Below are 22073 nucleotides of genomic sequence, written 5' to 3'. Positions count from 1 at the left end.
ATCACCTGGTATCCTTTATTAGATGTCCCGGTAACAAAGGAACCCGGAAAAACAGAGTCATTACTCCGCATCACAGATTTTGTATTTTACTACTCCCAAATAAAAATTGAATTTGATGGGATATATAGGTTTTGGATATAAATAAACTCAAATGCATAAAATATACAGGGACAGTCATCAATATAGTTTACAATGTACAGCTCCTTACAATTTTCATTCTTCAAAATAAGCAAGTGCTGTACTTAGATATCTCTCCCCTGTGTCCGGTAATATCACAACTATCATTTTTCCGGTATTTTCCTCCCGTTTGGCAATCTGCAATGCTGCATTAAGAGCCGCTCCACATGAGATTCCTACAAGAATTCCTTCTTTTTTTGCCATTTGTCTTGCAGTTTCAAAAGCCTCCTCATTGCTGACTTTTATAACCTCATCAATGATCTCCGTATTTAGTACATCAGGGATGAAACCGGCGCCAATTCCCTGTATCTTGTGTGGCCCGGGATTCCCACCGGAAAGAACAGGTGAATCCTCCGGTTCCACAGCTATTGCCTTAAAAGAAGACTTGCGGGATTTAATTACTTCAGATACTCCGGTAATAGTTCCTCCAGTCCCGACACCTGCCACAAGATAATCCACTTCACCATCTGTATCTTCCCAGATCTCTTCGGCTGTTGTACGGCGGTGGACATCAGGATTTGCAGGATTCATAAACTGGTGTGGAACAAAGGAATTCCCAGTCTTCTTTGCCATCTCTTCAGCTTCCGCGATGGCTCCATTCATGCCTTTACTTCCCGGAGTGAGAACTATCTCAGCGCCAAGCAATCTGAGTATCTTTCTTCTTTCAATGCTCATAGTTTCCGGCATCGTAAGAATAAGACGATATCCTTTTGCAGCACAGACAAATGCAAGTCCTATTCCTGTATTGCCTGATGTTGGTTCTATAACAACAGAATCCTTATTGAGAAGTCCCTCCTTTTCAGCCGTCTCTATCATATTAAGGGCAATACGGTCCTTAATTGAACTCAATGGGTTGAAGGATTCAACTTTACCTATCACAGTTGCATGGCACCCTTCAGTTATTCTGTTCAGGCGGACAAGAGGGGTCCTTCCAACGGTCTTTGTTATGTCTTCATGAATTCTGATTTTACCAGCTCCCTTTAAAATTAATTGATTTCCTGAGATTCAAAGCATATGACAGATACTCTCATTTTTTCTCCTTGAAAATGAGTCGTGGTTCTTCGATGACTACCTTCGTATCAGGTGGAACAGATTTTGTAATCCAGACATTACCACCTATTACCGTTCTCGCTCCAATTACGGTATCTCCACCAAGAATAGTTGCATTGGAATAGATGACGACGTCATTTTCAATGGTAGGATGCCTTTTTTTGTCCCGGATGAGCTTTCCGGTTTCATCCTTTGGAAAGCTCAGGGAACCCAGGGTAACTCCCTGATAGATACGAACATTGTCCCCAATTTCACAGGTTTCACCGATAACCACACCTGTACCGTGGTCGATAAAGAATCCTTTACCTATATTTGCGCCAGGATGAATATCGATTCCTACAACGCTATGAGCATACTCAGTCATGATGCGGGGTATTATGGATATTCCCTGTTTGTGCAGTTCATGTGCTGATCGGTATACAGTCATTGCAAATATTCCCGGATAGCTGAAGATGATTTCATCATAATTCTTGGCTGCAGGGTCTCCCTCATAAGTGGCAATGATATCTGAAGCCAGCATGGACCTGATTTCAGGTATTTTCTTCAGGAACCGTAATGTTTCCTCATGGCCGCGATCTATGCATTCTGTGCACTCCTCATCGTGGCGGTTACATTCATGAATTATGCTGTTGGTTATCTGTTCCGAGAGCTTTGAAAACAGTTCGGTGATCTCATTTCCCAGATGATAAGGGAGAGTATTCTTATCAACTGTCTGATCCCCGAAATAGCCGGGAAAGAGAATATCCTTAATCAGGTCGATAATTTCAATAAGCGCTTCCCTGGATGGAATCACGGCCGCTTCAAGGTGGTCAAAACATCCCCTGTCAGAACAACTGTTGACAACAAGGTCTACGATACCAGGAATTTCCGGGCGGTATATGTTGTCGACCATGGAGTTCAGAATCGAGCATCTTTTTTGTTCTGATGATGTTTTGGTCATGTTTATCACACCTTTTTCACTGTTATTTATTTGTACTGTTAACACCGTTAACAGCATTTCCCTATCACAAACTTCTTTTTTTGTATAGTGTTTTTATTTCTAAATTCTGACTGCACTCAGAAGTACCCACTTTCAGCAAACCCATAATAAGATTGAAAATGATTGCATTTAAGATTTTGGAAGCTGCTATCGAAGTATTGATCTGGAATAAGAGAATAGCAATCTTAGCTGGTTAAAGGACTTTTACTGAGAATCAGGGCACTTTAAGACCCCTTTATTTCCAGTAGAGAAGTATGACAAGTTAAATCCAGTCTATGCCTGGAATCAGTTAATTATAATAATTAATATCCTATTTGCTTACATTTTAATAAGCCATCCTTCCAGAGATGATGTAAATAAATTTAAATAGAAAACAACATTAGATATTTTATGCAATTATCTGAAGATCAAAAAGAGATTATAAGTGAGGAACTGCTTCCGGTTACCGATATTGATATCAGGGCGCTGTCTGAGATATATGATGAGCAGGACATCTATCTTTCAGTTTACCTGCCTGTGTCAGGTAGGGAAAATGAGCACCTGAATGATATCTTTGTGGATTCAAGGGCAAGTGCTATCAAAAAAGCTTTGAACCCTGAACTTCGCTCTGAGTTTGAAAAGACTTTTGAGATGGCAAAGTCCTCAATTTTTGACGAGCCGATTTCAGGCGAAAAAGGAAGAATCATTTTTGCAAGCTCAAAAGAAGCTTTTCTTCATGTTTACAGACTTGCAGTGGAACCGGAGCAGTCTTTCGTTCTTGACACATCACCATATCTGCTTCCACTGGCGAAACTGAGAGCAGATTATGAGGACTACGGCGTGCTTCTGGTTGATTCCCAGGAAGCTAAGTTTACATGCATACGCTCGGATATTGCAGAAGAAAAGAAACACCTCTCAACCGATCTTATGAACAAGCACAAAAAAGGAGGCTGGAGCCAGGCTCGTTTTAACCACCTGAGAAAAGGTGCAATCAAATCCTTCCTGTCAGAAGTTGCTGAAAATGTTCAGGAGACCTGTGACCAACTGCAGACAAGAGGTTTTGTTCTTGCAGGACCAGGAGAAGCAAAGCAGCAGCTTATGGAAATGCTTCCACAGGAAATCCAGCATAAGGTTCTGGGTGTTATTGACGTTCCTATTGATATCTCAAGGGATGAGCTGGTAGAAGCCGGAGATGCTGTGCTTCAGGAAAGTGAGCATTCTGAGGCAGTAACTGTGGCTGAAGAACTTAAAGCTGCGATTCTCAAAGGTGGTCTTGCCGCTTATGGACTTGAAGATGTAAAAACCGCACTTGAACAGGCAAGAGTCAACACCTTAGTAATTCTGAAAGATTCATCTGTTCCTGGATGGATTTGTGAGAAATGCCAGAACCTGCAGGCAAATGCTAAGCCTCCAAAAGAGTGTGAAAGATGTGGAGGTCCGACATCGGTTGTGAATGTGGTCGAAGAACTCTATGAAATGGCACAGCGTACCGGTGCAAAAGTCGAGTTTGTGGAAATAGAGGATTTTTTTGACTCTGATAATGTGGTGGGTGCGCTTCTGAGATATTAAAATCAGAGGACTTCAAGGGTATAAGAGAATTAATTCTTAACCCATTATCTTTCGATCAGATATGGAATCTAGATTAGATTCGATGCAAAATAAAAAGGAGAATAATAAATGGAAAATATGGAAAAAGAAGATATCACACCTTTTAATGTGATCATCGTTTTCTTTTCTGCTACGGGAAATACAAGAAAGATTGCTGATACAATTAAAAGTAAACTAAGTGACCTGGGAGTTTCTGTTACTCAGTTTGATATAAGCTCCCCCAAGGACAGAAATAAAAATATTTCTTTTAGTGACTATGATGCTGTCTTTTTCGGATTCCCTATTTATTCTTTAAGGGCACCACGCGTTTGCAGGGAATGGCTTATGCGCCAGAATGGTGAGTCAAAGAGGTGCTCGGTGTTTTTTACTTATGGAGGATTCGGAAAAGAACCAGCTCACTATTATATCAAGGAATTACTTGAGAAACGTGATTTCGCTCTTGTTTCCACTGCAGAATTTCTGGGAGCACATACCTTTAATTATAGCGGGTGGGAGGCTGCTCAGGGGCGACCGGATAATTCAGATATGAAAGTAGCAGAGGAATACACTGTCAAAACACTTGAAAGATTCAGGGCTGATAAGCTCACAAAAGTAAATGATTTTGAAAAACCACCTTATCCTGTGGAACAACTGGATGAAGCTGAAAAATACAGGTTCCGTTTGATAACGCAACTTCCGACAAGGGATGGCAAGGAATGTTGCTTGTGCATGCAGTGCGAAGAGCTTTGTCCTACAGGTTCTATGGACGCAGTAAGAGGTATAGTGAATCCGAAATCCTGTATTGCATGTTTCAGGTGTATTGCAAGTTGTCCAGAAAATGTTTTGCACACAAATGATATAGCAAATTCATGGGAAAACAAATTAAAAATGCATAATACCTCTAAAGAGGAAATAGACGGGATGGAAAGCAAGATATTTTTATGAGTCTTTGATAAGCAGCAAAATAAAAACTTTTATCATACTTTCTTAGCTGCTTTATTTGACACAGTAAACTCTGTCTTCATACTAAAGCGCTCAAATGGGCACAATGGTAGAAAAGAAATACATTACGTGCATATAATGAACTAACTCTATTTCCATCATAAAATTGGCGGGGTTCATGTCATATGGTATGTTAACACACGAGAAGATATTCAGGAAAGTCATCAACATAGTGACAATTATTGTTCTGTATATACTACTGCTGGCGATAATAGTAGGAATGTTTAATGTTTTCCAGAATATCGGACTGGTATGGTTAAAAAAAGGTGGTTTCAGTCAGGTAGTTTACAGTGTACTGACAATTTTTGTGCTTATTGATTTTTTCAAAGCTTTTGCAGATTACCAGGTCCATGAAAGGATCAGGCTTACGTATGTGACCGACGCAACTATTTTGATAGTTTTGCGTGAGATTACCGTACTTATCTACAGTCATGAATTTGAAACAGAGACTTTGCTTGTATTTGCAGCATTGCTTTTAGTTTTAGGTATTGTACGTGGGATTGCAGTGAGGTTTCCAGCATCCGGTAATGTGAATGTAAAATCATTGGAAATGGATAGAAAATCAGGGGAAGAATGAGCAAGATGCTCTTTCATCAATGCAGTTTTTTAGCTGATTCCCACATTTCCTCGAATTTTCCCTGTAGTTTGGATGCCAGTCGCTGGTCCCAGACTTTTGTCATGGCTATCACATTATTCTGTTCAACGGGATCGATTATGCTGAATACAACCTTATCGTTGTCGATGATCGTGAAATATGCAGGGAATGGCTCATCCTGATATCTGATCTCAATGTTACCGGCAGTGTTGTTCATTCCATAGGATTCATCATCCGGTGTGTGCATCATTCCGGTTTCTTTTGAAGAAAGCATTCGTAATTTAACCCCTCGTTCAAAGGCTTTCATCATTTCCTGTCGAGTCTCAGATTCATTCGTTTCATCTGAATGTGAATGAAAACCTGATGCTGCTGTTTTAGGTAGATAAAGCAAAATACATATTTCTTTTTCTGCTTCTTCAAAATTTGATTTTGTCATCTCTGGAATTTCATTTCCCATTGCAGTTATCCAGAATGATCTCTCTGCTGGCTTCTGGGTCTTGATCTCATCGATCTCTTTTCCAATATCAATGATAAGTTTTCTTGTGTTTTCCAGATCCTCATCCACTTGTTTCTTCTTTTCGGCATAAAGTCCGTTCAATGCGTTGCTGGGTTTTTTGGTCATATACTTTTTAGGCCTGCTGTTCTGGACTTCAAATAAGCCTTTTGTTACAAGTGAATTCATAGTTTCGTATATTTTACCATAAGGAATATTGGTTTCTTTGTGGGCAGCACCAGCTTCCGCAATCCCATGTTTCAGAACATAAAGGTAGGCATCAACTTCGTACTTGTTCAATCCCAGTTTTATCAATTTATTTTCCAGCATCTTTGAAACCCATTGTATGTGTTATCCAGAGTGTAAACCGTTTAAATATTGATTTCTATTTAAGTAATTAGATAGACACAACTCATAAGTGGTGTTTAAATAAATAGATTATGTAGAGGTACAAAAATGACAGATAAAAGAATGACCCCTAAAATGGCTGCATTACAAAAAGCAATAGAAGAGGCACATCTAAACATAAAAGAAGCACATAAGGACATGAGTCCTGAGGACATACAGACATATCATGAAATAATGGAAAAGATTACTCCTGAAATGCTCACATTGAAACTGACACTGGATGAGGCAGATAAAAGCGTAAAAGAAGCATCTGATGCACTGAGTCCTGAGGAAATGCAGACATATCATGAAATATTGAAAGAGAAGTATCCACACGGAACGGATGACCCCCATCATGTTAATCATGGGTGCCACGGTAATCACTAAGTATCGAACGAATTTCCGGTTTTTCACTTAATGCAGTAGAAACCAGCCTGCATGTAAGAGTACCAGAACAGTTCCACAGTTCTGAATCCGGTTTCCCTGAGCAGTTTGAGGTGCTGTTCAACTGTGATGGGGAAATATTCAGTTCCAAAACGTTCAAGATGGATTTTGATTTCATCCTCAGTTCTCCCGTGAACTCTCTGGAAATCTCCCCAGTATCTTTTACCAACGCTGATACCCTCTTCTGTAAGTGGGCTGATGTTCTCAAAAGTGATGAAAAATCCACCTTCTTTGAGAAGTTCATAACATTTCTCCACTGCTTTTTTCCTGTTTTGCATGTCAAGATAATGGTGGCATTGGATTGCAGTAATTACATCAGGCTTTTCGCTTAGCTCCTGTGTGAAATCCTGGGTTGCAGAAGCTTCGAGAATTTTCACCCTGTCACAGGTGCATGATGAGAGTTTTTCCCTTGTCTGCTTCAGCATTCCTTCTGAAGGGTCAAGCATCAGGAATTTTGTGTCAGGGAAATGTTCAATGGTTTTTGAAATGAATGTACCTGTTCCACATCCGGTATCCATCCATACCTTTGGTTTTTCCGGTAGCGATGCGACGAGATTTATGGTTTCCTCATGGAAGGATCTGTAATATGGAAGGACAGTGGATATTTTATTGTCGTAATCCTCTGGAAGATGAGGGGTTTTATTTTCTGGATCCTTGGCAGAAGGCATATAGCAAAATGGAACATTTCATTCTTTATATTTCCTTTGCAGAGACTTTAAGTAATGTAAGAATCAAATGACTGATTAGTCATTTTGATATTTAAAATCGGAGAATAAGAGGATGTTATACAGAAAAATGCCAAAAAACGGAGATGAAATTTCAATACTGGGTTTTGGCGCCATGCGTCTGCCATTAAATGAAGATGGAAGTATAGACAGGAAGACGGCAACTGACATGGTTCGAAATTCTATTGATAATGGAGTGAACTATATTGATACCGCATGGCCCTATCACATGGGAGAAAGTGAGACTTTTCTTGGCTGTGCACTTACAGATGGATACAGGGAAAAGGTAAAACTTGCCACAAAGCAGCCACAATGGATGGTTAAAAAGCCAGAGGATATGGATAAGTTCCTCAACGCACAGCTTGAGAAACTCAATACCGATCATATCGATTACTATCTTATACACAGTCTTGTAGGCAGTAGCTGGAAAACAATTAAAGAAATCGGCGTACTTGAATTCCTTGACAAAGCAAAGGCCGATGGTCGCATAATCAATGCAGGTTTTTCCTATCATGGCGACCCTGAAGATTTTGCACCGATAGTCGATGCTTATGACTGGGATTTCTGTCAGATTCAGTACAATTTCCTGGATATCAATGTTCAGGCAGGAACAGCAGGTCTCAAATATGCTGCATCAAAAGGTCTTGGTGTTGTAATTATGGAACCCCTGCGTGGTGGAAATCTTGCAGACCCCGTTCCACAGGAAGTTCTGGATATCTGGAACGAGGCAGATGTAAAACGCAGTCCTGTTGAGTGGGCCCTTAGATGGGTGTGGAACCACCCGGAAGTTACTGTTATTCTTTCAGGTATGAGTGCACCGGAACATGTTGAAGAAAACCTGAAAATTGCAGAAGAAGGTCTTGCAAATTCACTGACCGAAAAAGAACTTCAACTTGTGGAAAGAGTTGCAGAGAAGTACGGTGAGCTCATGAAGATCAACTGTACCGGGTGCAGATATTGTATGCCATGTCCTGAAGGAGTCGATATCCCTGCATGTTTTGATGTCTACAACAACCTGCACATGTTCGGTGGTGAAGACAGACTTAAGATGATGTATGCTGCGAAAATGGGTGGAATTCTCAGAGGTGCAGAGACAAATTTTGCTTCACAGTGTGTGCAGTGTGGCCAGTGTCTGGATGCATGCCCTCAGCATATTCCAATACCTGACATGCTTGAGAAAGTTGCAGAAGAATTTGAAGGTCCGGGACTTGGGGAGAGAATTGCTTTTGCAAAACAGTTGTTTGCTGATGACAGTTGCTAAAATAAAATGATGATTGCAGGTAGGTGCAATGATAACCGTAAAGAATTTCTCAAAGAATTTCGGTGACCTCAAGGCTGTGGATGCCGTTGACCTTGAAGTCAAAAAAGGTGAACTATTCGGACTTCTTGGTCCGAACGGTTCAGGCAAAACAACAATTATCAAGATGCTCACCGGCCAGATCAAACCAACTGAAGGTGAGGTTTCAGTGCTTGGAGTCGATGTGCTTGCCAATCCTTTGAGAGTAAAAGAGCTTACCGGTATCATTCCTGAACAGGAAACGCCACCAAGTTTCCTTACGGCTGAAGAATACCTGTACTTTGTTGCTAAAATAAGAAAGCTTGAAGCTTTTAAAGATAAGTGTGAGTGGTGGTTTTCGTATCTTGATTTTGCAGGCCAGAAGGATGTACTCTGCAAAGACCTTTCCAGGGGAACAAGACAGAAACTGATGCTTGCACAGGCATTCCTGCACGAGCCTGAGCTTGTGATAATCGATGAGCCTCTCATCAATCTCGATCCGCTGATGCAGCGCAAGGTCAAGGATTATCTTAAGGATTATGTTAGCAAAGGTGGCACTGTTTTCATATCAACCCACATTCTGGAAATTGCCAGGGAAATATGCAGCAGCATGGGTATAATCTACAAGGGAAAGCTGGTTTTTTCAGGAAACATGGACGACCCTGCAATCGGTGACAGGCCACTTGAAGATTTCTTCCTTGAACTTGTAAACTGAGGTGCCGGTAATGTTTGAGCTGTTCAGGAACATGATGAAAGAAGAATGGAGGATGCATTCCGCATTCTTTGGAGACAGGGGCTTTGCTCTCTTTCCTGTTGTGATTGCAGCAGTTTCCATGTTACTCTCACTTTCCATGATTATATTCTGGAGGATTATCAGCCAGACCGATGTGCTTCTGGGAATCCATTACCTCCTGCTTTTAATGGGTTCAATGGTTGGAGGTTTCGGCTTGCTTGGCAGGGAAGTCATGAACAGGCGTTTCGGACAGGCAAGTCTGCTGGCTTATTCCTCAAGGACGCTTCCAATATCTGAGAGAGTCATTTTTGCTAATTTCATTGTCAAGGATGTTCTCTATTATTTCTTCCTGTACGTGCTGCCTTTCACAGTTGGATTTGTGGCAGGAGCCATAATTATTGATATTCATTATTCTTTCTTCCTGCTGCTGATGACACTGTTCCTGTCATTCTGCATCGGACTTTCATTTGTATTCTTATTATCCACCATCTATGCAAATCTTGGAAAGAAGGCTCTTTTCCTGTTGCTATTGATTCCAGTACTGTTCCTGATTTTCTTTCAGGGACTCGAATTTGAAGTATTCTACAGGCTTCCATCATTTGTTTTCTATACTGAGCCTTCCCTGAATATTCTAATTACCTGTTTTGCTCTTGTTCTTGTGCCATCAATAATATCCCTGATATTCCTGAAAGTGGATTATCCGCAATCTCAGAAACATTACAAAAACCAGTTCAGTGAAATTTCTGAGAGATTGAATTTCTATGCTTACTCTCACTTTATGGCAAAGGACTATCTGGATTTCAGCCGCAGTGAGGGAGGTGCAGGAAAAATAGTATTCTCGTTCCTTGTGCCTGTTTTGCTTGTATGGCTGTTCCTGCCCCAGTTGCTTAAAGCTGTTCCTGGACTGGACACTCTTGTGGTTTTCACAGTGGTTGTAGGCATGATGGCATCTTCAATGTATAACTGGCTGGTTGAGTTCGACATGTTCAGCTCATACTCCTTCCTTCCGCTAACGGTTGCTGATGTTCTTAGAAGTAAGCTCAACAGTTATTCGCTGCTCAATGTAGTTCCTTTTCTGGTGGTTGTGATAGCTACTATTTATGCAGGGAGATTGACTGACATTGTTCACATGGCAATTCTGTTTGTTGCAATTTCCATGTATGTTGTTTCGGTGACTGTTTACCTGACAGGTCTTAACACAACATTTTCACTATACAGTGCAGGCACGTTTGCAAGCTATGTGCTGGCTATCGGTCCTATTGTTCTGGGAACTATTTTTCTTGCTCAGGTAAACTTGTATCTGGTGCTTGTGTCTGTTCTACTGATGCCGGTTTCTTTGTTTGTGCTTAAAAAGAGTTTTGTAAAGTGGGATCAGTGGGAAATTTGACTATCCACAATTTCCTGATAATTTATTGATCTGACAATTTTAGCGATTTACTAAAACATCACGCTGTGTAAATTTTACAGGGGAAAATCTTTTATCTTCTTTAACCCAACAATAAAACGTAACTACTCGCCTCTGTAGAAATTCTGATGAGATCAATATCGGCGAGTTAAGCAAATATCTGTTCGTACACCAATATAGATAATTGTAGTCCCGAACGTATTATTTCAATCATTTCTACAGAGACAATTTTTATTTCTCTTCTTACAGAAATTCAATTTATTTTTTGTCATTTTCTTTTTTAACAAACTCCAGAGCTTTCTGGCTGCTCTCACAAATATGCACATGCTGCTTTTCCATGAGTTCTGTCAGTTCCAGGTCGCTTTCCATTCTCTTCATGACCTCGGGCTGTACTGAAGTAAGATATACCCTCTGGTGCTGTTTCCTGCTTGCCTTGATAAAGCTTTTGAGGCGCTCGATTCCTGTTGTATCGATGAAAGGGACATAGCGCATACGCAGGATTATGTGAGGTTTGCTTATTGCCATGTGCTCATTTATTTTGCTCTCAAAGACGTTCATGGCTCCGAAGAAGAATGGTCCGTTAATGGTGTAGACGGAGACGTTTTTCTCAAGGTATGGGTCAGCAAAGATGGTGGCATTGATGCCTTTTGTCCTGTCGTAGTTCTCCATTGTCTGGATGTCGATAACGTTTGTGAGTCTTATGAAGAGTAGTATAATTGAGAGGAACATACCCATCTGGACAGCGAATACAAGGTCAGTGAGTACGGTAAGCAGAAAAGTTACAAGCAGAACTGCGGTGTCCATTTTGCTGATGCTCATGGTGGTTTTGAACTCGTCAATGTTTATCATTCTCAGGGAAACCAGAATGAGCACACCTGCAAGGTATGCCTTAGGGATGAAAGCAGCAACTGGACCGAGGAAAACGAGTATCATAAGAAGTATCAGGGCGTGAATTATTCCTGACATCCGGGTCTTTGCACCTTCCCTGATGTTGACTGCACTTCTTGCAATTGCTGCTGTACATGGAATTCCTGAAAAGAAGGGCAGTGCCATGTTGGCGATTCCCTGACCTATGAGTTCTTTGTTACTGTCATGTCTGCTGTTGGTCATACCGTCACAGACCACGGCACAGAGTAGTGCTTCGATTGCTCCGAGAAGTGCTATGGTGAGAGCTGCCGGGAGGACATTCATGAGCAGTTCAAGGTTGAAGTTTATCATCCGGATTTGTGGAAGTCCGGCAGGGATGCTGCCTACAAGTGGTATCTCAAATCCGAAGTGGTATACTATGATAACTGAGAGAATGAGTGCGATTATTGACGGTGGGAGGCTGTTGATATATTTTATTCTGGCCATAAGTCCTGGCAGGAATAAGAGAAGGAGAATTGTGGTGACACAGATTGTTATTGCTGTTGTGCTGATGAGATTTGCACTGGAGATTATGGCGTATAGTGTTTCCCATACATGTTCTTTTGAAGGGATGACAAGTCCAAGTGCGTTTGGTATCTGACCTATGAGAATGATTGCACCGATACCGCTCGTGAATCCTGATATGACGGGTAGAGGGATGTATTTGACTACTTTACCAAGTTTCAGGATTCCGAACAGTATCTGAAATGCACCAGCGAGGAAGCCTGCAAGGAGGAGTCCTTCAAGCTCGAAGCTGTGCAGTGTTGAAAGTATGATTACGGTCATCGCTCCGGTTGGTCCGGATATGGAGTACCGTGAGCCTCCGGTTGATGCTACCAAAATACCTGCGATGACGGCTGTGTATAAACCCATCTGGGGCTCTACACCTGAAGCAATAGCAAAAGCAATAGCAAGTGGCAATGCCACAACAGCCGTGATAAATCCGGCCTTTAAATCACTCGTAAACGATTCTTTAAGGTAATTTGAGACTCTGTTTTGAATATCCATTTGAAAGCCAGCTGACCCGCGTCAAAAATGTTCTGATGGTGGGTAAAAGTGTTATTAAATATATAAAACCGATTGATAATGAAAATAAGTTATAGATGGTATTGGAAATTATGAAAAAATGGTTAAATTATTTATTTTCATCAATATGGAATTCTAATTTTCTTTTAGCAATTTTCTTAGCTCTCTCTGCTTCTTTATGCCAGATATCATTGTTTCTTTTTGTAAAACCACAAGAAACACATTTCCATTTGTATCCTTTGATAAAAGATCTTGTTTGCTCAAGCTCAGTTTTACATAGTGGACACTTTGGTGGTAATTTTACATCTATTCTATCGACTGTTTTGGATGATACCAAAAATGAATCTATTCCTTTTGGAACACGAATGTCCCATAGAACACCATTATATTGTATCTGAAATATTGTTTCATAACCATCAATTGGAAAATGTCTTGTTAAAGCTCCGGCCTTTAAGTTTTCCCTCTTAACAGTATCATATCTATTTTTCAATATGATCCCCATCTCCCAAAAAATAATAACTGCTAAAAATAAGTACATTTGAGTAAATGATACCTGTTCCAATAGATACTTCCAATTATCTGTTGTTATCTGAGAATATAATGAAATTACAAATGGAGTTAAAAAAGCGACTATTAACGGAGCAAGGATATTTTTTAGTAAAAAATCTATTGTTTTCATAATATTTCTTTAACTCTATTGTATTTGAAATAACTTATATTCGAGTGAAATTTCCAAGATACTTTCATTTTTTTCTCTATCTAGTTTTCTCTTATCCATACAATTATCTCCCACCCAACCCAATAAAACCCTATGACTCCAATAATCTCCCAACTCCGAGCCGAGCTAGAACAAAACTCTGATGAAGAAGCCAGAGAAAGTTCAAACCGCTTCTTCAAAGAACCGATAAAATGCTATGGCATGAAAACTCCAGTTGCCAGAAAAATAGCCAAGACCTATTACAAACAAATATCAGGCAAAAGCAAGCAGGAGATATTCTCACTCTGCGAGGAACTCCTCAGTTCAGATTACATGGAGGAGGCGTTCATTGCATTCGAGTGGTCGTACAACCTGAGAAAACAGTATGAACCTGAGGATTTTGCTATGTTTGAGAGATGGGTCGGGGATTATGTCAACAACTGGGCAAAATGTGACACTCTCTGCAATCACACCATCGGTACATTCATCGACATGTATCCTCAGTACATTGATTCACTCAAAAAGTGGACAGCATCTGAGAATCGCTGGTACAGGCGTGCCGCTGCTGTAACACTCATTTTAGCGGCTCGCAGGGGAGAGTTTTTGGATGATATTTTTGAGATTGCTGATATGCTGCTGACCGATGAAGATGATCTGGTTCAGAAAGGCTACGGGTGGATGCTCAAGGAAGCAAGTAAGCAGCACCAGCAGGAAGTATTTGACTACGTGGTGGCTAACAGGAAAGTTATGCCAAGGACAGCTCTCAGGTACGCTATTGAGAAAATGCCGAAGGAAATGAGAGTTAAGGCGATGGAAAAATAGTAACTAACATAAGTTCAAGTCTCAGTTTTTTGTTTTCTCATAATAAAAAAAATCCTGACAGGAATGTCAGGTTATCTTTTCTCTAACTATCAGGCCATTGCCATTTCAGCTTCCATCTTCTCGCCGAGTCCAACAGCTTTCTTTGTATCCATTATAGGAATGGTTTCAAGCTTTGCTATATCTCTCCATGGGAATGCAGCTCTGGCATATGCTTCCTCATTTTCGAGCTCGTAAACAATAAAGACCCTACATGAGGATACATCAGACCACTCTGATATCATATTGTAGCCTTCAGGATACTCCCATGACATGTACCTCTTTTCTATTTCTTCGTTGTCTTTTGGATCCCACGTCATAATGTCCATGAACAACATTTTCCACCCTCCTTTAATTTTGCTCTTTTTAATAATTTATTATATGCATGCCACGTATTTATTAGTTGAAGAAACAAAATAATTTAAATATAATTTAAGTAAATATTTTCTAATTTTGAAAAACAGGAACCTCTACTAAGAATGATAAAAATAGAATTTCAAACTTCACTTGAAGGACACAATTCGCTCACAACACAAGCCCCACACTTCGGTCTTCTTGCGATGCACACATTCCGGCCATGAAGTATCAGTGTCATGGAAAGATTCTCAAGGTCTTTCTTCTCAGCAAGAGCCATAAGATCTATCTCTATCTTTTTTGGGTCATTATTTTTTGTAAACCCAAGCTTCTGGGATAATCTTGTTACATGGGTATCAACCGCGATTCCTTCAATAATATCATAACCTCTTGCAAGGACAATGTTTGCGGTTTTTCTGCCAACTCCCGGAAGTTTAAGCAGGTCTTCCATATTATCGGGAACTCTGCAACCGAATTCTGTAATGATAAGCTGTGCACTGCCGATAATGTGCTTTGCCTTCTGGTGGTAAAATCCTGTGGTGTAGATGTCTTTTCCAAGTTCTGTGAGGTCAGCGTTGGCAAAATCTTCTACATTTTGATATTTTTTGAATAAAACCTGTGTAACCTTGTTCACCTGTTTATCAGTGCACTGGGCTGATAGAATAGTTGCAACCAGCAGTTCCAGAGGATTATTGAAATGAAGCATAGGTTCTGCATTGGGGTATTCTTTTTGCAGAAGCTTAAATATTTCGTCAAAATTTTCTCTGTTGTCAGGGACAGGTGATTGAATGGTCATGGGATGAATTATAATTTGATACTTTTTAGCTTTATTGAGTACCCCAGTGTTTCCACTAGAACTAAAAATAATAACAGAAACAATATTTTGTCAAGAATAGAATTCTTCCAATATATTGTTGTAAATACAATTTAATGAAATAAACATCCCGGTGACATATCTGAAACAGGTATGGTGGGAACTCACAGAAAGTGAGTATTGTGATATAAGGATTACGAATGAAAAAGAGAAAATAAAAATAAGAAAAGATACGGGTTTAGAGCCCGTAAACTTCAATGTTCTTGTCAGCAATAGCCTGGATCTTTGCGATCTCTTCTTCGCCGCCTTCCATCTTGAAGAGGTGGCTGAAACGACGCTGCATCTTGAGGTAGTCCTCAACAGGTTTAATGTTCTTTCCGAGCTTTCTGACCTTTGTAACCTCGCCATCCTCCATTTCGTAGAGTGGCCAGAGACCGGTATTAACAGCTGCCTTTGCAACTTCCACTGTCTTTGAAGTGTCAAATCCCCATCCGGTTGTACATGGAGCATGTGCGTGGATGTAGGTTGGTCCCTCAATCTCAGTAGCCTTTGCGACTTTCTTGATCATGTCCTTTGGGAAACCGATTGAAGTTGTTGCAACATATGGTGCACCGTGTGCAGCCATGATAGCTGGCATGTTCTTCTTTGGTCTTGGGTTTCCGAATGAAACCTTTCCTGAAGGACTTGTTGTGGTTGAAGCATTGTATGGTGTTGCACCACTTCTCTGAACACCAGTGTTCATGTAAGCTTCATTGTCGATACAAACGTAAGTGAGGTCGTGACCTCTTTCGAATGCACCGGAAATGGAACGCATACCGATATCGAGTGTTGCACCATCTCCACCCATTACAAGTACCTTGGTGTTTTCTTTCTTACCAAGTGCCTTAAGGGCAGCTTCAACACCAGCTCCTACTGCAGCTGCATTCTCGAAAAGTGAGTGTACCCATGGTACATCCCATGCAGTTTCAGGGAAAGGGGTGGTCATAACTTCAAGACATCCGGTCGGGTTGATGACAATACAGTCCTCGCCGGCGCCCATAAGTGCAAACTTTGCAGCCATTGCGTCACAGCAACCTGCACATCCTCTGTGTCCCGGGGCTAACAATGATTTCATAGTAGTTCCTCCTTCACATCGGTAAACTGGCTCTCGATCTTGATACCTGTCTTCATAACCTCTGTAGCTTCATCGATAATCTTTGTGATGGTGTCCACCTTGATGTCACGTCCACCATGACCGATCATGTAACCAACTACAGGTATTCTGATGTCGGTGTTGTAGAGGGAAGACTTTGTTTCGGTGAAGAGTGCACCTTCGTTAAGTCCAAGTGAGATGTTCTTGTCAAGTACGACAACAACCTTTGCATCCTTGACAACATTCTTAATAGCTTCAACAGGGAATGGTCTGAATGATCTGACCTTAAGAAGACCTACTCTCACATTCCTGTCTCTGAGTTTATCAATGACGTCCTTAATGGTTCCGACAATGGATCCCATTGCCATGATGATGATGTCTGCATCATCTGTTCGATACTCGTCAATAAGTCCTCCGTAGTATCTTCCGTATACGTCGTAGAATTCATTTGCTACATCCTCTATTTTCTTAAGAGCTTTCTGCATTGCCTGTTCCTGCAGGAACCTGAACTCTGTGTAGTAGTTAGGGTCTGCAAAAGCACCGAAACTCAGTGGGTTCTTTGGATCCAGAACATTTTCTGGTTCGTAGGTAGGCAGGAATTCATCTGTAAGGTCCTGTTCAAGAAGTACAACAGGTTCGTAAACGTGTGAAAGAATGAAACCGTCCATACAGGTCATTGCAGGCATAAGAATGTCCTTGTCCTCAGCGATCTTGTATGCCTGAGCGGTCATATCTGAGATTTCCTGTGTGTTCTCTGCGTAGAGCTGAAGCCATCCGGTGTCTCTCTGGGAGATTGCGTCCTGGTGGTCATTCCATATGCTGATTGGTGCACTGACAGCCCTGTTTGCGATTGTCATTACAACAGGCAGTCTCATACCTGAAATGTTGAACAGTACCTCGTGCATGAGTTCAAGACCCTGTGAGGTTGTTGCAGAGTAACATCTTGCTCCTGCAGCTGAAGAACCTACAAGGGCTGAGAGAGCTGAGAACTCAGATTCCACGTTGATGTATTCACAGTTTGGTATTTCACCGTCTGCCATGAATTGTGAGAGGTCCTCAACAATGTGGGTCTGTGGTGTGATAGGGTATGCTGAAATTACATTTGGTCTGCAGACTTTTGCAGCGTGTGCAACAGCGTATGAACCTTCGACAACGACCATCTTGCTTTTGTCAAGTTTGTTTTCTGGTGCCATTTATTTCTCCTCCAGAACCATTGTGATTGCGCTCTTTGGACATTCGTTTGCACATATTCCGCAACCCTTGCAGAAATCATAGTCAAACTCAAAATATCCGTCATCTCTTGGGTTCACTGAACTGTCAGGACACAGGAGTTCGCATAACTTACATTTAATGCATTTGTCGTAATCGTAAACCGGCTTGAAAGTTCTCCATCCACCAGTCTTGTTTACTCTGGTTGTGCCTGCGTCGCAGACTCCACCTGGAAGAATCTTCATTTCTTAGCCTCCTTCATCATTGTGTATGCTTCCTGGATAGCTTCAGCATTCCTGTCTCCTACTTTACCAGGGAACCTTTCCTTAACAGCTTCCATAATTGATTCTGGTTCGATTTCGCCTGTTGCTCCTGCAAAAGCACCCAGAAGGACTGTGTTAACTATAGGTCTTCCAATAATGTCCAGTGCAATCTTTGTTGCATTGACAGTCATTATCTTTGCCTTGGTGTCAAGGTCAAACTTGTCTGCATCAAAATCACTGTTGATAATAAGTATTCCATCTTCCTTGAGACCGCTTGCAACATCGACTACTTCAAGGAGTGTAGGGTCCTGTACAATAACGTAATCAGGTTCGTAGATCTGGCTTCTGAGCCTGATTGGTTCATTGTTGATCCTTGTGAATGCCTGGACCGGTGCACCCCTCCTTTCGACACCGAATGCGGGGAAGGCCTGGCTGAATTTACCGTCTGCAAAAGCAGCAACGGCCAAAAGTTCAGCAGCTGTGACAGAGCCCTGACCACCACGGCCGTGTATGCGTATTTCTTTCATCTAGAATTCTCCATAAACCATGTGTAATAATAGATATAACAAATTATTCCGATTTTTTATACGTTTTTATCGGGTAACATCGCGCGTAAGGTGTCGAAAAAAGATACTTGAAAGCATCAGATTTTTCGTCAACTGACGTTAAATGCAATGTTTAATTGTGTAGAATCGGTTAATTACTATTTAGTCTTTCGGTAATTTACACCGTTAATGTGTTGAAAATTAATAAAAATATACATATTAAAATTGGTTAAATTGATATATTTATGCTATCAATCGGCATGTTTGCACATCTCACTCAGACTTCGCAAAATCTCGTCTATAGTTTTTGAGCTGGCAATGCTCCTCCTTATATGTCTGCCATTTCTCATCCCACGGGTGAACCACTGTGCTTGCGCCTTTATGTTGACAGTATGCATCAGGTCATATTCTTCTAAAAGCCCAAAATATTCCCTGAGGTCTGAAATTCTCTGGCTGCATTCATTATAATCAAGTATGTCCCCGGCTTCAAGGTAGTGAGAAATCCTCCTGAAAAGGAAAGGATTACCCATTGCAGCCCTGCCGATCATTATCCCGTCACATTCAGTATAATCCAGAACCTGCCGTGCAGATGTCTCATCAATGATATCACCGTTAGCAATAACAGGAATACTGAGTTCCTGCTTTATTTTTTTTACATAAGAATGGTCAGCTTTTCCTGAATACTGCTGCTGCCTTGTCCTTCCATGAACAGTTAATGCATCCGCACCTGCATCTTCTATCAGGTGTGCTATTTCCAGGGTTTTTTCCATATATTCAAGAACACGAATCTTTGCAGTCACAGGAGTTGACAGGTTGTCTGTAAGTCCTGTGATGATTTCATGAATAAGTTCAGGTGATCTTAAAAGCGCAGACCCACACCCGTCTTTTGTCAGGAGTCTTGCAGGACAGCCAAAATTGATATCTATAATTTCCGGCTGGTAGATCTCTTCTATCCGGAGAGCTGCTTTTGTCATGTTTTCAGCAGAGTTTCCAAAAATCTGAATCCCAAGTGGTCTTTCCTCTTCACAGCTCATTCCACGGTTTATGCTTTTCTCATTCTCGTAGATGACAGCATCTGAGCTAATCATTTCTGAGTATGTAAATGATGCACCGTATTTTTTGCACATGAGGCGAAAAGGCAGATTTGTCACATTGGACATGGGTGCAAGCAGGATATTTCCTGAAATCTTGATGTCAGCAATTTTCATGGGAATGTCCTATCGAAGGGTATACTAATATATAAGTAGGATCTATGGAAAACTCTATTAAATCACCAGAAATTAAGTTTTAACACTTATCCTTTACTAATATTAATAAAACAAGACAGGTTCATTTATGACTAAGATTTTAGCTTTTGTTGGAATGCCGGCCTCGGGCAAATCAGAGGCAGCATCTGTTCTGCGCCAGAAAGGTATCACTGTAATCAATATGGGAGATGTCATCAGGGAAGAGGTAGTCTGCAGGGGACTTGAGCCAACAGACGCCAATACCGGTGGCGTGGGCACAGACCTGCGTGAAAAGGAAGGCAGGGATGCTGTTGCAAAGAGATGTATCCCTAAAATCCAGGCTACAAATGAGGATTTCATTGGAATCGATGGTGTTCGCAGTGTTCCTGAAGTTGAGCGTTTCAAAGAGGCGTTTGGCTCAGATTTCACGCTTGTTTCCGTGGATTCACCTCTTGAAATAAGGTTCAATCGTGTGCTTGCCCGCAAGAGAAGTGATGACATGAAAGATATAAGTGAACTGAAGGTCAGGGATGATCGTGAACTTGGATGGGGAATGGGTGAAGCAATGGAGATTGCAGATGTTGTTGTTGAGAACAATGGCACCCTTGATGATTTCAGAGATAAAATCATGGCACTTGTGAAGTAATAATCAACCGGCAGGAAAGTTATCATGATAAAAATTACAGTTTCAGCAGTTGTGAACCCAACAGAGAGCAAGGACAAAGTTTTCTCAGCTCTGGACCGTCTTTTCCCTGAGATGGATTTTGATTACGAGGAAAGCTCAGAGTACAGCGGGAAGTTCACAGGTGACAGCGACATCTATGCGCTGAAGAATATCCACTTCCAGATAAGGGAGGAGGAGATTATTGATACTTCACGTACAAGACTTAATGTCGGTTTGTCAGATGACGGACTGTCTACTTCCTTTATCATCAGCAAGCAGGTTGCAAGTGTTGGCCGCCTGAACTATCCTGCACAGGAAGAACCACTTGGTTCTATCAATATCAACGTGACAGCTGACAACGAAGGAGAAATGCAAAGGTTCTTCGAGTGGCTGACACCTCCAACAGAAGATGGTGTTCCTGATTTTGAAATGAATATAAGGGATGTTTAATATGAATGTCACGAACCTGAGTTTTTCATCACGTGCAGCAGTAGGAGATCAGTTCAACTGGGCCTATGAACTTGAGGATATGGGATACGCTGGCTGGGAGATTGTCCAGGAAGGTTCACAGACACTTAGTGATGAGAATATCCATCTGGTTCGTCAGATTTCCGAAACCACAAACCTTACTCTTACAATGCACCTGCCGTTCTCTGATATGAACCTTGCAGGTCTCAATAAAGGCATTCATAATGAGATTATGCGTCAGATGAAAAAATGTCTTGACATGGGTTCTGATTTTGTAAACCTTGCTGTGGTTCACCCGGGTTATCTTTCACCATACGGAAGTCAGGTTCAGGATCAGGCCTGGAAGACAAATGTCGAGTCAATCCAGCAGCTTTGTGATTATGCAGCAGACATGGGAATTGTAATTGCTGTTGAGAATATGCCAAAAATGCCAAAGATCTACGGCATGAACCCTGATGAAATGCTGGATATTCTGAAAGATGTCAACAGGGAAAACGTTGGAATAACTCTTGATGTAGGCCATGCCAATACTAATGGATTTGTTGATGAATTTGTGGAAAAGTGCCTCGTAAAGATCAAACACATGCACATCCACGATAACCATGGAAAACGTGATGAGCATCTTCCTCTTGGACAGGGAACAGTGGACTGGAAAAAGTTCATGGAAAACATTTCAGGTTACAAAGGTATGATGGTAACTGAAATGATGAACCTCGATGAAGGCAGGCAGTGTATTGAGTATTTGAAAAGCCTCTGAACACTGAGCTTGAAAGTGCCAACAGGCACAAAATAAGAAAACTTCTTTTTTTATTTTATTTTATTTTACTCATCCAGCCTGCCGTGCCTGCGGTCGATATCATCGAGCTGGTCAAGCATTTTGCGCACAGCTGTCCTTATGGCATCAGCCTGTGTAACGAACTTCTTGTTATCTCCGACATGTTTGTTGAGGTCGTCAAGAAGCTCCTGGGGAATGTCAAGACTCACTTTTGGCATTGTTTCACCTTTTTCAACCAAATAAAATTCAAAGATAGATAAGGCTAATGGAATGTTTTCCAGGACAGCAATTGAAAAATAAGAAA

General features: G+C 41.2%; 25 protein-coding genes. 11 read left to right on the top strand and 14 right to left on the bottom strand.

Translation table 11 applies throughout. The features are described from left to right. Nucleotides 1-213: 213 nt before the first annotated feature. A complete protein-coding gene (cysK, locus tag METTI_RS07295; RefSeq protein WP_048135268.1) occupies nucleotides 214-1143 on the bottom strand; it encodes a cysteine synthase A in 930 nt (309 codons plus the stop codon). Nucleotides 1144-1204: 61 nt separating this feature from the next. Further along, nucleotides 1205-2167 (bottom strand): serine O-acetyltransferase EpsC, encoded by a 963-nt coding sequence (gene epsC / locus METTI_RS07290; protein ID WP_048135267.1) that lies wholly within the window; start codon nucleotides 2165-2167, stop codon nucleotides 1205-1207. A 429-nt stretch (nucleotides 2168-2596) separates the two neighbouring features. On the opposite strand from epsC, the gene METTI_RS07285 reads away from it, so the two are divergent. The 3 genes from METTI_RS07285 (at nucleotide 2597) to METTI_RS07275 (ending at nucleotide 5351) form a co-directional block, all read left to right on the top strand. Beyond that, nucleotides 2597-3754 carry a baeRF10 domain-containing protein gene (locus METTI_RS07285; RefSeq protein ID WP_023845174.1) on the top strand — a complete coding sequence of 386 codons (1158 nt, stop codon included), beginning with the start codon at nucleotides 2597-2599 and terminating at the stop codon, nucleotides 3752-3754. A 108-nt stretch (nucleotides 3755-3862) separates the two neighbouring features. Further along, nucleotides 3863-4717 carry an EFR1 family ferrodoxin gene (locus METTI_RS07280; protein ID WP_023845173.1) on the top strand — a complete coding sequence of 285 codons (855 nt, stop codon included), beginning with the start codon at nucleotides 3863-3865 and terminating at the stop codon, nucleotides 4715-4717. Nucleotides 4718-4892: 175 nt separating this feature from the next. Continuing rightward, the gene (locus METTI_RS07275; protein ID WP_023845172.1) at nucleotides 4893-5351 is read left to right on the top strand and encodes a phosphate-starvation-inducible PsiE family protein; all 459 of its coding nucleotides are present in this window, start codon (nucleotides 4893-4895) and stop codon (nucleotides 5349-5351) included. A 16-nt stretch (nucleotides 5352-5367) separates the two neighbouring features. Here the strand turns inward: METTI_RS07275 and METTI_RS07270 are convergent, their stop codons facing one another. Further along, nucleotides 5368-6192 (bottom strand): TrmB family transcriptional regulator, encoded by an 825-nt coding sequence (locus METTI_RS07270; RefSeq protein WP_023845171.1) that lies wholly within the window; start codon nucleotides 6190-6192, stop codon nucleotides 5368-5370. A gap of 126 nt (nucleotides 6193-6318) precedes the next feature. Between METTI_RS07270 and METTI_RS07265 the strand changes: the two genes are divergently transcribed. After that, nucleotides 6319-6636, top strand: a complete 318-nt coding sequence (locus tag METTI_RS07265; protein WP_023845170.1) for a hypothetical protein — start codon at nucleotides 6319-6321, stop codon at nucleotides 6634-6636. Nucleotides 6637-6659: 23 nt separating this feature from the next. Here the strand turns inward: METTI_RS07265 and METTI_RS07260 are convergent, their stop codons facing one another. Next, nucleotides 6660-7361: a class I SAM-dependent methyltransferase gene (locus METTI_RS07260; RefSeq protein ID WP_023845169.1), complete on the bottom strand. Its 702-nt coding sequence runs from the start codon at nucleotides 7359-7361 to the stop codon at nucleotides 6660-6662. A gap of 112 nt (nucleotides 7362-7473) precedes the next feature. Between METTI_RS07260 and METTI_RS07255 the strand changes: the two genes are divergently transcribed. The 3 genes from METTI_RS07255 to METTI_RS07245 are packed head-to-tail and all read left to right on the top strand — an operon-like array spanning nucleotide 7474 to nucleotide 10814. Next, the gene (locus METTI_RS07255; RefSeq protein WP_023845168.1) at nucleotides 7474-8679 is read left to right on the top strand and encodes an aldo/keto reductase; all 1206 of its coding nucleotides are present in this window, start codon (nucleotides 7474-7476) and stop codon (nucleotides 8677-8679) included. 28 nt (nucleotides 8680-8707) lie between these two features. Next, nucleotides 8708-9409 (top strand): ABC transporter ATP-binding protein, encoded by a 702-nt coding sequence (locus tag METTI_RS07250; RefSeq protein ID WP_023845167.1) that lies wholly within the window; start codon nucleotides 8708-8710, stop codon nucleotides 9407-9409. Between the two features lie 10 nt (nucleotides 9410-9419). Further along, the gene (locus METTI_RS07245) at nucleotides 9420-10814 is read left to right on the top strand and encodes a hypothetical protein (RefSeq protein ID WP_023845166.1); all 1395 of its coding nucleotides are present in this window, start codon (nucleotides 9420-9422) and stop codon (nucleotides 10812-10814) included. Nucleotides 10815-11090: 276 nt separating this feature from the next. Here the strand turns inward: METTI_RS07245 and METTI_RS07240 are convergent, their stop codons facing one another. Together METTI_RS07240 and METTI_RS07235 are read right to left on the bottom strand one after the other, a co-directional pair. After that, a complete protein-coding gene (locus METTI_RS07240; RefSeq protein ID WP_023845165.1) occupies nucleotides 11091-12746 on the bottom strand; it encodes a SulP family inorganic anion transporter in 1656 nt (551 codons plus the stop codon). A 127-nt stretch (nucleotides 12747-12873) separates the two neighbouring features. Further along, nucleotides 12874-13443, bottom strand: coding sequence for a hypothetical protein (locus tag METTI_RS07235; protein ID WP_023845164.1), 570 nt, complete (start codon nucleotides 13441-13443; stop codon nucleotides 12874-12876). A 132-nt stretch (nucleotides 13444-13575) separates the two neighbouring features. Between METTI_RS07235 and METTI_RS07230 the strand changes: the two genes are divergently transcribed. Beyond that, entirely contained in the window at nucleotides 13576-14283 is a 708-nt protein-coding gene (locus tag METTI_RS07230) for a DNA alkylation repair protein (protein WP_023845163.1), read from the top strand. 89 nt (nucleotides 14284-14372) lie between these two features. Here METTI_RS07230 and METTI_RS07225 read toward each other — a convergent pair whose 3' ends face one another. The 7 genes from METTI_RS07225 to dusB form a co-directional block, all read right to left on the bottom strand. Next, nucleotides 14373-14657 carry a DUF3303 domain-containing protein gene (locus tag METTI_RS07225; protein ID WP_023845162.1) on the bottom strand — a complete coding sequence of 95 codons (285 nt, stop codon included), beginning with the start codon at nucleotides 14655-14657 and terminating at the stop codon, nucleotides 14373-14375. Between the two features lie 158 nt (nucleotides 14658-14815). Beyond that, nucleotides 14816-15469 (bottom strand): endonuclease III, encoded by a 654-nt coding sequence (gene nth / locus METTI_RS07220; RefSeq protein ID WP_023845161.1) that lies wholly within the window; start codon nucleotides 15467-15469, stop codon nucleotides 14816-14818. Nucleotides 15470-15725: 256 nt separating this feature from the next. Beyond that, nucleotides 15726-16601, bottom strand: a complete 876-nt coding sequence (gene porB / locus METTI_RS07215) for a pyruvate synthase subunit PorB (RefSeq protein WP_023845160.1) — start codon at nucleotides 16599-16601, stop codon at nucleotides 15726-15728. Next, the gene (porA, locus tag METTI_RS07210; RefSeq protein ID WP_023845159.1) at nucleotides 16598-17812 is read right to left on the bottom strand and encodes a pyruvate synthase subunit PorA; all 1215 of its coding nucleotides are present in this window, start codon (nucleotides 17810-17812) and stop codon (nucleotides 16598-16600) included. The genes porB and porA overlap by 4 nt, the downstream gene beginning before the upstream one ends. After that, nucleotides 17813-18073, bottom strand: a complete 261-nt coding sequence (gene porD, locus METTI_RS07205; RefSeq protein WP_023845158.1) for a pyruvate synthase subunit PorD — start codon at nucleotides 18071-18073, stop codon at nucleotides 17813-17815. After that, nucleotides 18070-18618, bottom strand: coding sequence for a pyruvate ferredoxin oxidoreductase subunit gamma (locus tag METTI_RS07200; protein ID WP_023845157.1), 549 nt, complete (start codon nucleotides 18616-18618; stop codon nucleotides 18070-18072). The genes porD and METTI_RS07200 overlap by 4 nt, the downstream gene beginning before the upstream one ends. Nucleotides 18619-18887: 269 nt before the next feature. Continuing rightward, nucleotides 18888-19844, bottom strand: a complete 957-nt coding sequence (dusB, locus tag METTI_RS07195) for a tRNA dihydrouridine synthase DusB (protein WP_023845156.1) — start codon at nucleotides 19842-19844, stop codon at nucleotides 18888-18890. A 127-nt stretch (nucleotides 19845-19971) separates the two neighbouring features. Here dusB and METTI_RS07190 point away from each other — a divergent pair, with 127 nt between their 5' ends. Genes METTI_RS07190 through METTI_RS07180 form a run of 3 tightly spaced genes read left to right on the top strand, consistent with a single transcriptional unit; the run spans nucleotide 19972 to nucleotide 21751 of the window. After that, nucleotides 19972-20508 (top strand): AAA family ATPase, encoded by a 537-nt coding sequence (locus METTI_RS07190; RefSeq protein ID WP_023845155.1) that lies wholly within the window; start codon nucleotides 19972-19974, stop codon nucleotides 20506-20508. Nucleotides 20509-20532: 24 nt separating this feature from the next. Further along, nucleotides 20533-20976, top strand: coding sequence for an RNA-binding domain-containing protein (locus METTI_RS07185; RefSeq protein ID WP_023845154.1), 444 nt, complete (start codon nucleotides 20533-20535; stop codon nucleotides 20974-20976). 1 nt (nucleotide 20977) lies between these two features. Continuing rightward, entirely contained in the window at nucleotides 20978-21751 is a 774-nt protein-coding gene (locus METTI_RS07180) for a sugar phosphate isomerase/epimerase family protein (protein ID WP_023845153.1), read from the top strand. A 65-nt stretch (nucleotides 21752-21816) separates the two neighbouring features. Here METTI_RS07180 and METTI_RS07175 read toward each other — a convergent pair whose 3' ends face one another. Beyond that, nucleotides 21817-21987: a ribbon-helix-helix domain-containing protein gene (locus METTI_RS07175; RefSeq protein ID WP_023845152.1), complete on the bottom strand. Its 171-nt coding sequence runs from the start codon at nucleotides 21985-21987 to the stop codon at nucleotides 21817-21819. Nucleotides 21988-22073 lie beyond the last annotated feature (86 nt).

Origin of the sequence: Methanolobus tindarius DSM 2278 (genome assembly GCF_000504205.1) — an archaeon.
Taxonomy (GTDB): domain Archaea; phylum Halobacteriota; class Methanosarcinia; order Methanosarcinales; family Methanosarcinaceae; genus Methanolobus; species Methanolobus tindarius.
Note: the sequence above shows the minus strand (reverse complement) of the source record. Positions and strands in the feature narration are given on the sequence as shown.

Coding starts and splice junctions, on each gene's coding strand:
- METTI_RS07270 (WP_023845171.1), bottom strand. CDS start 6,192: ATGCTGGAAAATAAATTGATAAAACTGGGATTGAACAAGTACGAAGTT.
- METTI_RS07280 (WP_023845173.1), top strand. CDS start 3,863: ATGGAAAATATGGAAAAAGAAGATATCACACCTTTTAATGTGATCATC.
- METTI_RS07175 (WP_023845152.1), bottom strand. CDS start 21,987: ATGCCAAAAGTGAGTCTTGACATTCCCCAGGAGCTTCTTGACGACCTC.
- METTI_RS07265 (WP_023845170.1), top strand. CDS start 6,319: ATGACAGATAAAAGAATGACCCCTAAAATGGCTGCATTACAAAAAGCA.
- METTI_RS07275 (WP_023845172.1), top strand. CDS start 4,893: ATGTCATATGGTATGTTAACACACGAGAAGATATTCAGGAAAGTCATC.
- METTI_RS07260 (WP_023845169.1), bottom strand. CDS start 7,361: ATGCCTTCTGCCAAGGATCCAGAAAATAAAACCCCTCATCTTCCAGAG.
- METTI_RS07255 (WP_023845168.1), top strand. CDS start 7,474: ATGTTATACAGAAAAATGCCAAAAAACGGAGATGAAATTTCAATACTG.
- porB (WP_023845160.1), bottom strand. CDS start 16,601: ATGAAATCATTGTTAGCCCCGGGACACAGAGGATGTGCAGGTTGCTGT.
- nth (WP_023845161.1), bottom strand. CDS start 15,469: ATGACCATTCAATCACCTGTCCCTGACAACAGAGAAAATTTTGACGAA.
- METTI_RS07230 (WP_023845163.1), top strand. CDS start 13,576: ATGACTCCAATAATCTCCCAACTCCGAGCCGAGCTAGAACAAAACTCT.
- METTI_RS07245 (WP_023845166.1), top strand. CDS start 9,420: ATGTTTGAGCTGTTCAGGAACATGATGAAAGAAGAATGGAGGATGCAT.
- METTI_RS07185 (WP_023845154.1), top strand. CDS start 20,533: ATGATAAAAATTACAGTTTCAGCAGTTGTGAACCCAACAGAGAGCAAG.
- dusB (WP_023845156.1), bottom strand. CDS start 19,844: ATGAAAATTGCTGACATCAAGATTTCAGGAAATATCCTGCTTGCACCC.
- METTI_RS07250 (WP_023845167.1), top strand. CDS start 8,708: ATGATAACCGTAAAGAATTTCTCAAAGAATTTCGGTGACCTCAAGGCT.
- METTI_RS07235 (WP_023845164.1), bottom strand. CDS start 13,443: ATGAAAACAATAGATTTTTTACTAAAAAATATCCTTGCTCCGTTAATA.
- METTI_RS07225 (WP_023845162.1), bottom strand. CDS start 14,657: ATGTTGTTCATGGACATTATGACGTGGGATCCAAAAGACAACGAAGAA.
- METTI_RS07180 (WP_023845153.1), top strand. CDS start 20,978: ATGAATGTCACGAACCTGAGTTTTTCATCACGTGCAGCAGTAGGAGAT.
- METTI_RS07285 (WP_023845174.1), top strand. CDS start 2,597: ATGCAATTATCTGAAGATCAAAAAGAGATTATAAGTGAGGAACTGCTT.
- porD (WP_023845158.1), bottom strand. CDS start 18,073: ATGAAGATTCTTCCAGGTGGAGTCTGCGACGCAGGCACAACCAGAGTA.
- epsC (WP_048135267.1), bottom strand. CDS start 2,167: ATGACCAAAACATCATCAGAACAAAAAAGATGCTCGATTCTGAACTCC.
- METTI_RS07240 (WP_023845165.1), bottom strand. CDS start 12,746: ATGGATATTCAAAACAGAGTCTCAAATTACCTTAAAGAATCGTTTACG.
- METTI_RS07200 (WP_023845157.1), bottom strand. CDS start 18,618: ATGAAAGAAATACGCATACACGGCCGTGGTGGTCAGGGCTCTGTCACA.
- porA (WP_023845159.1), bottom strand. CDS start 17,812: ATGGCACCAGAAAACAAACTTGACAAAAGCAAGATGGTCGTTGTCGAA.
- METTI_RS07190 (WP_023845155.1), top strand. CDS start 19,972: ATGACTAAGATTTTAGCTTTTGTTGGAATGCCGGCCTCGGGCAAATCA.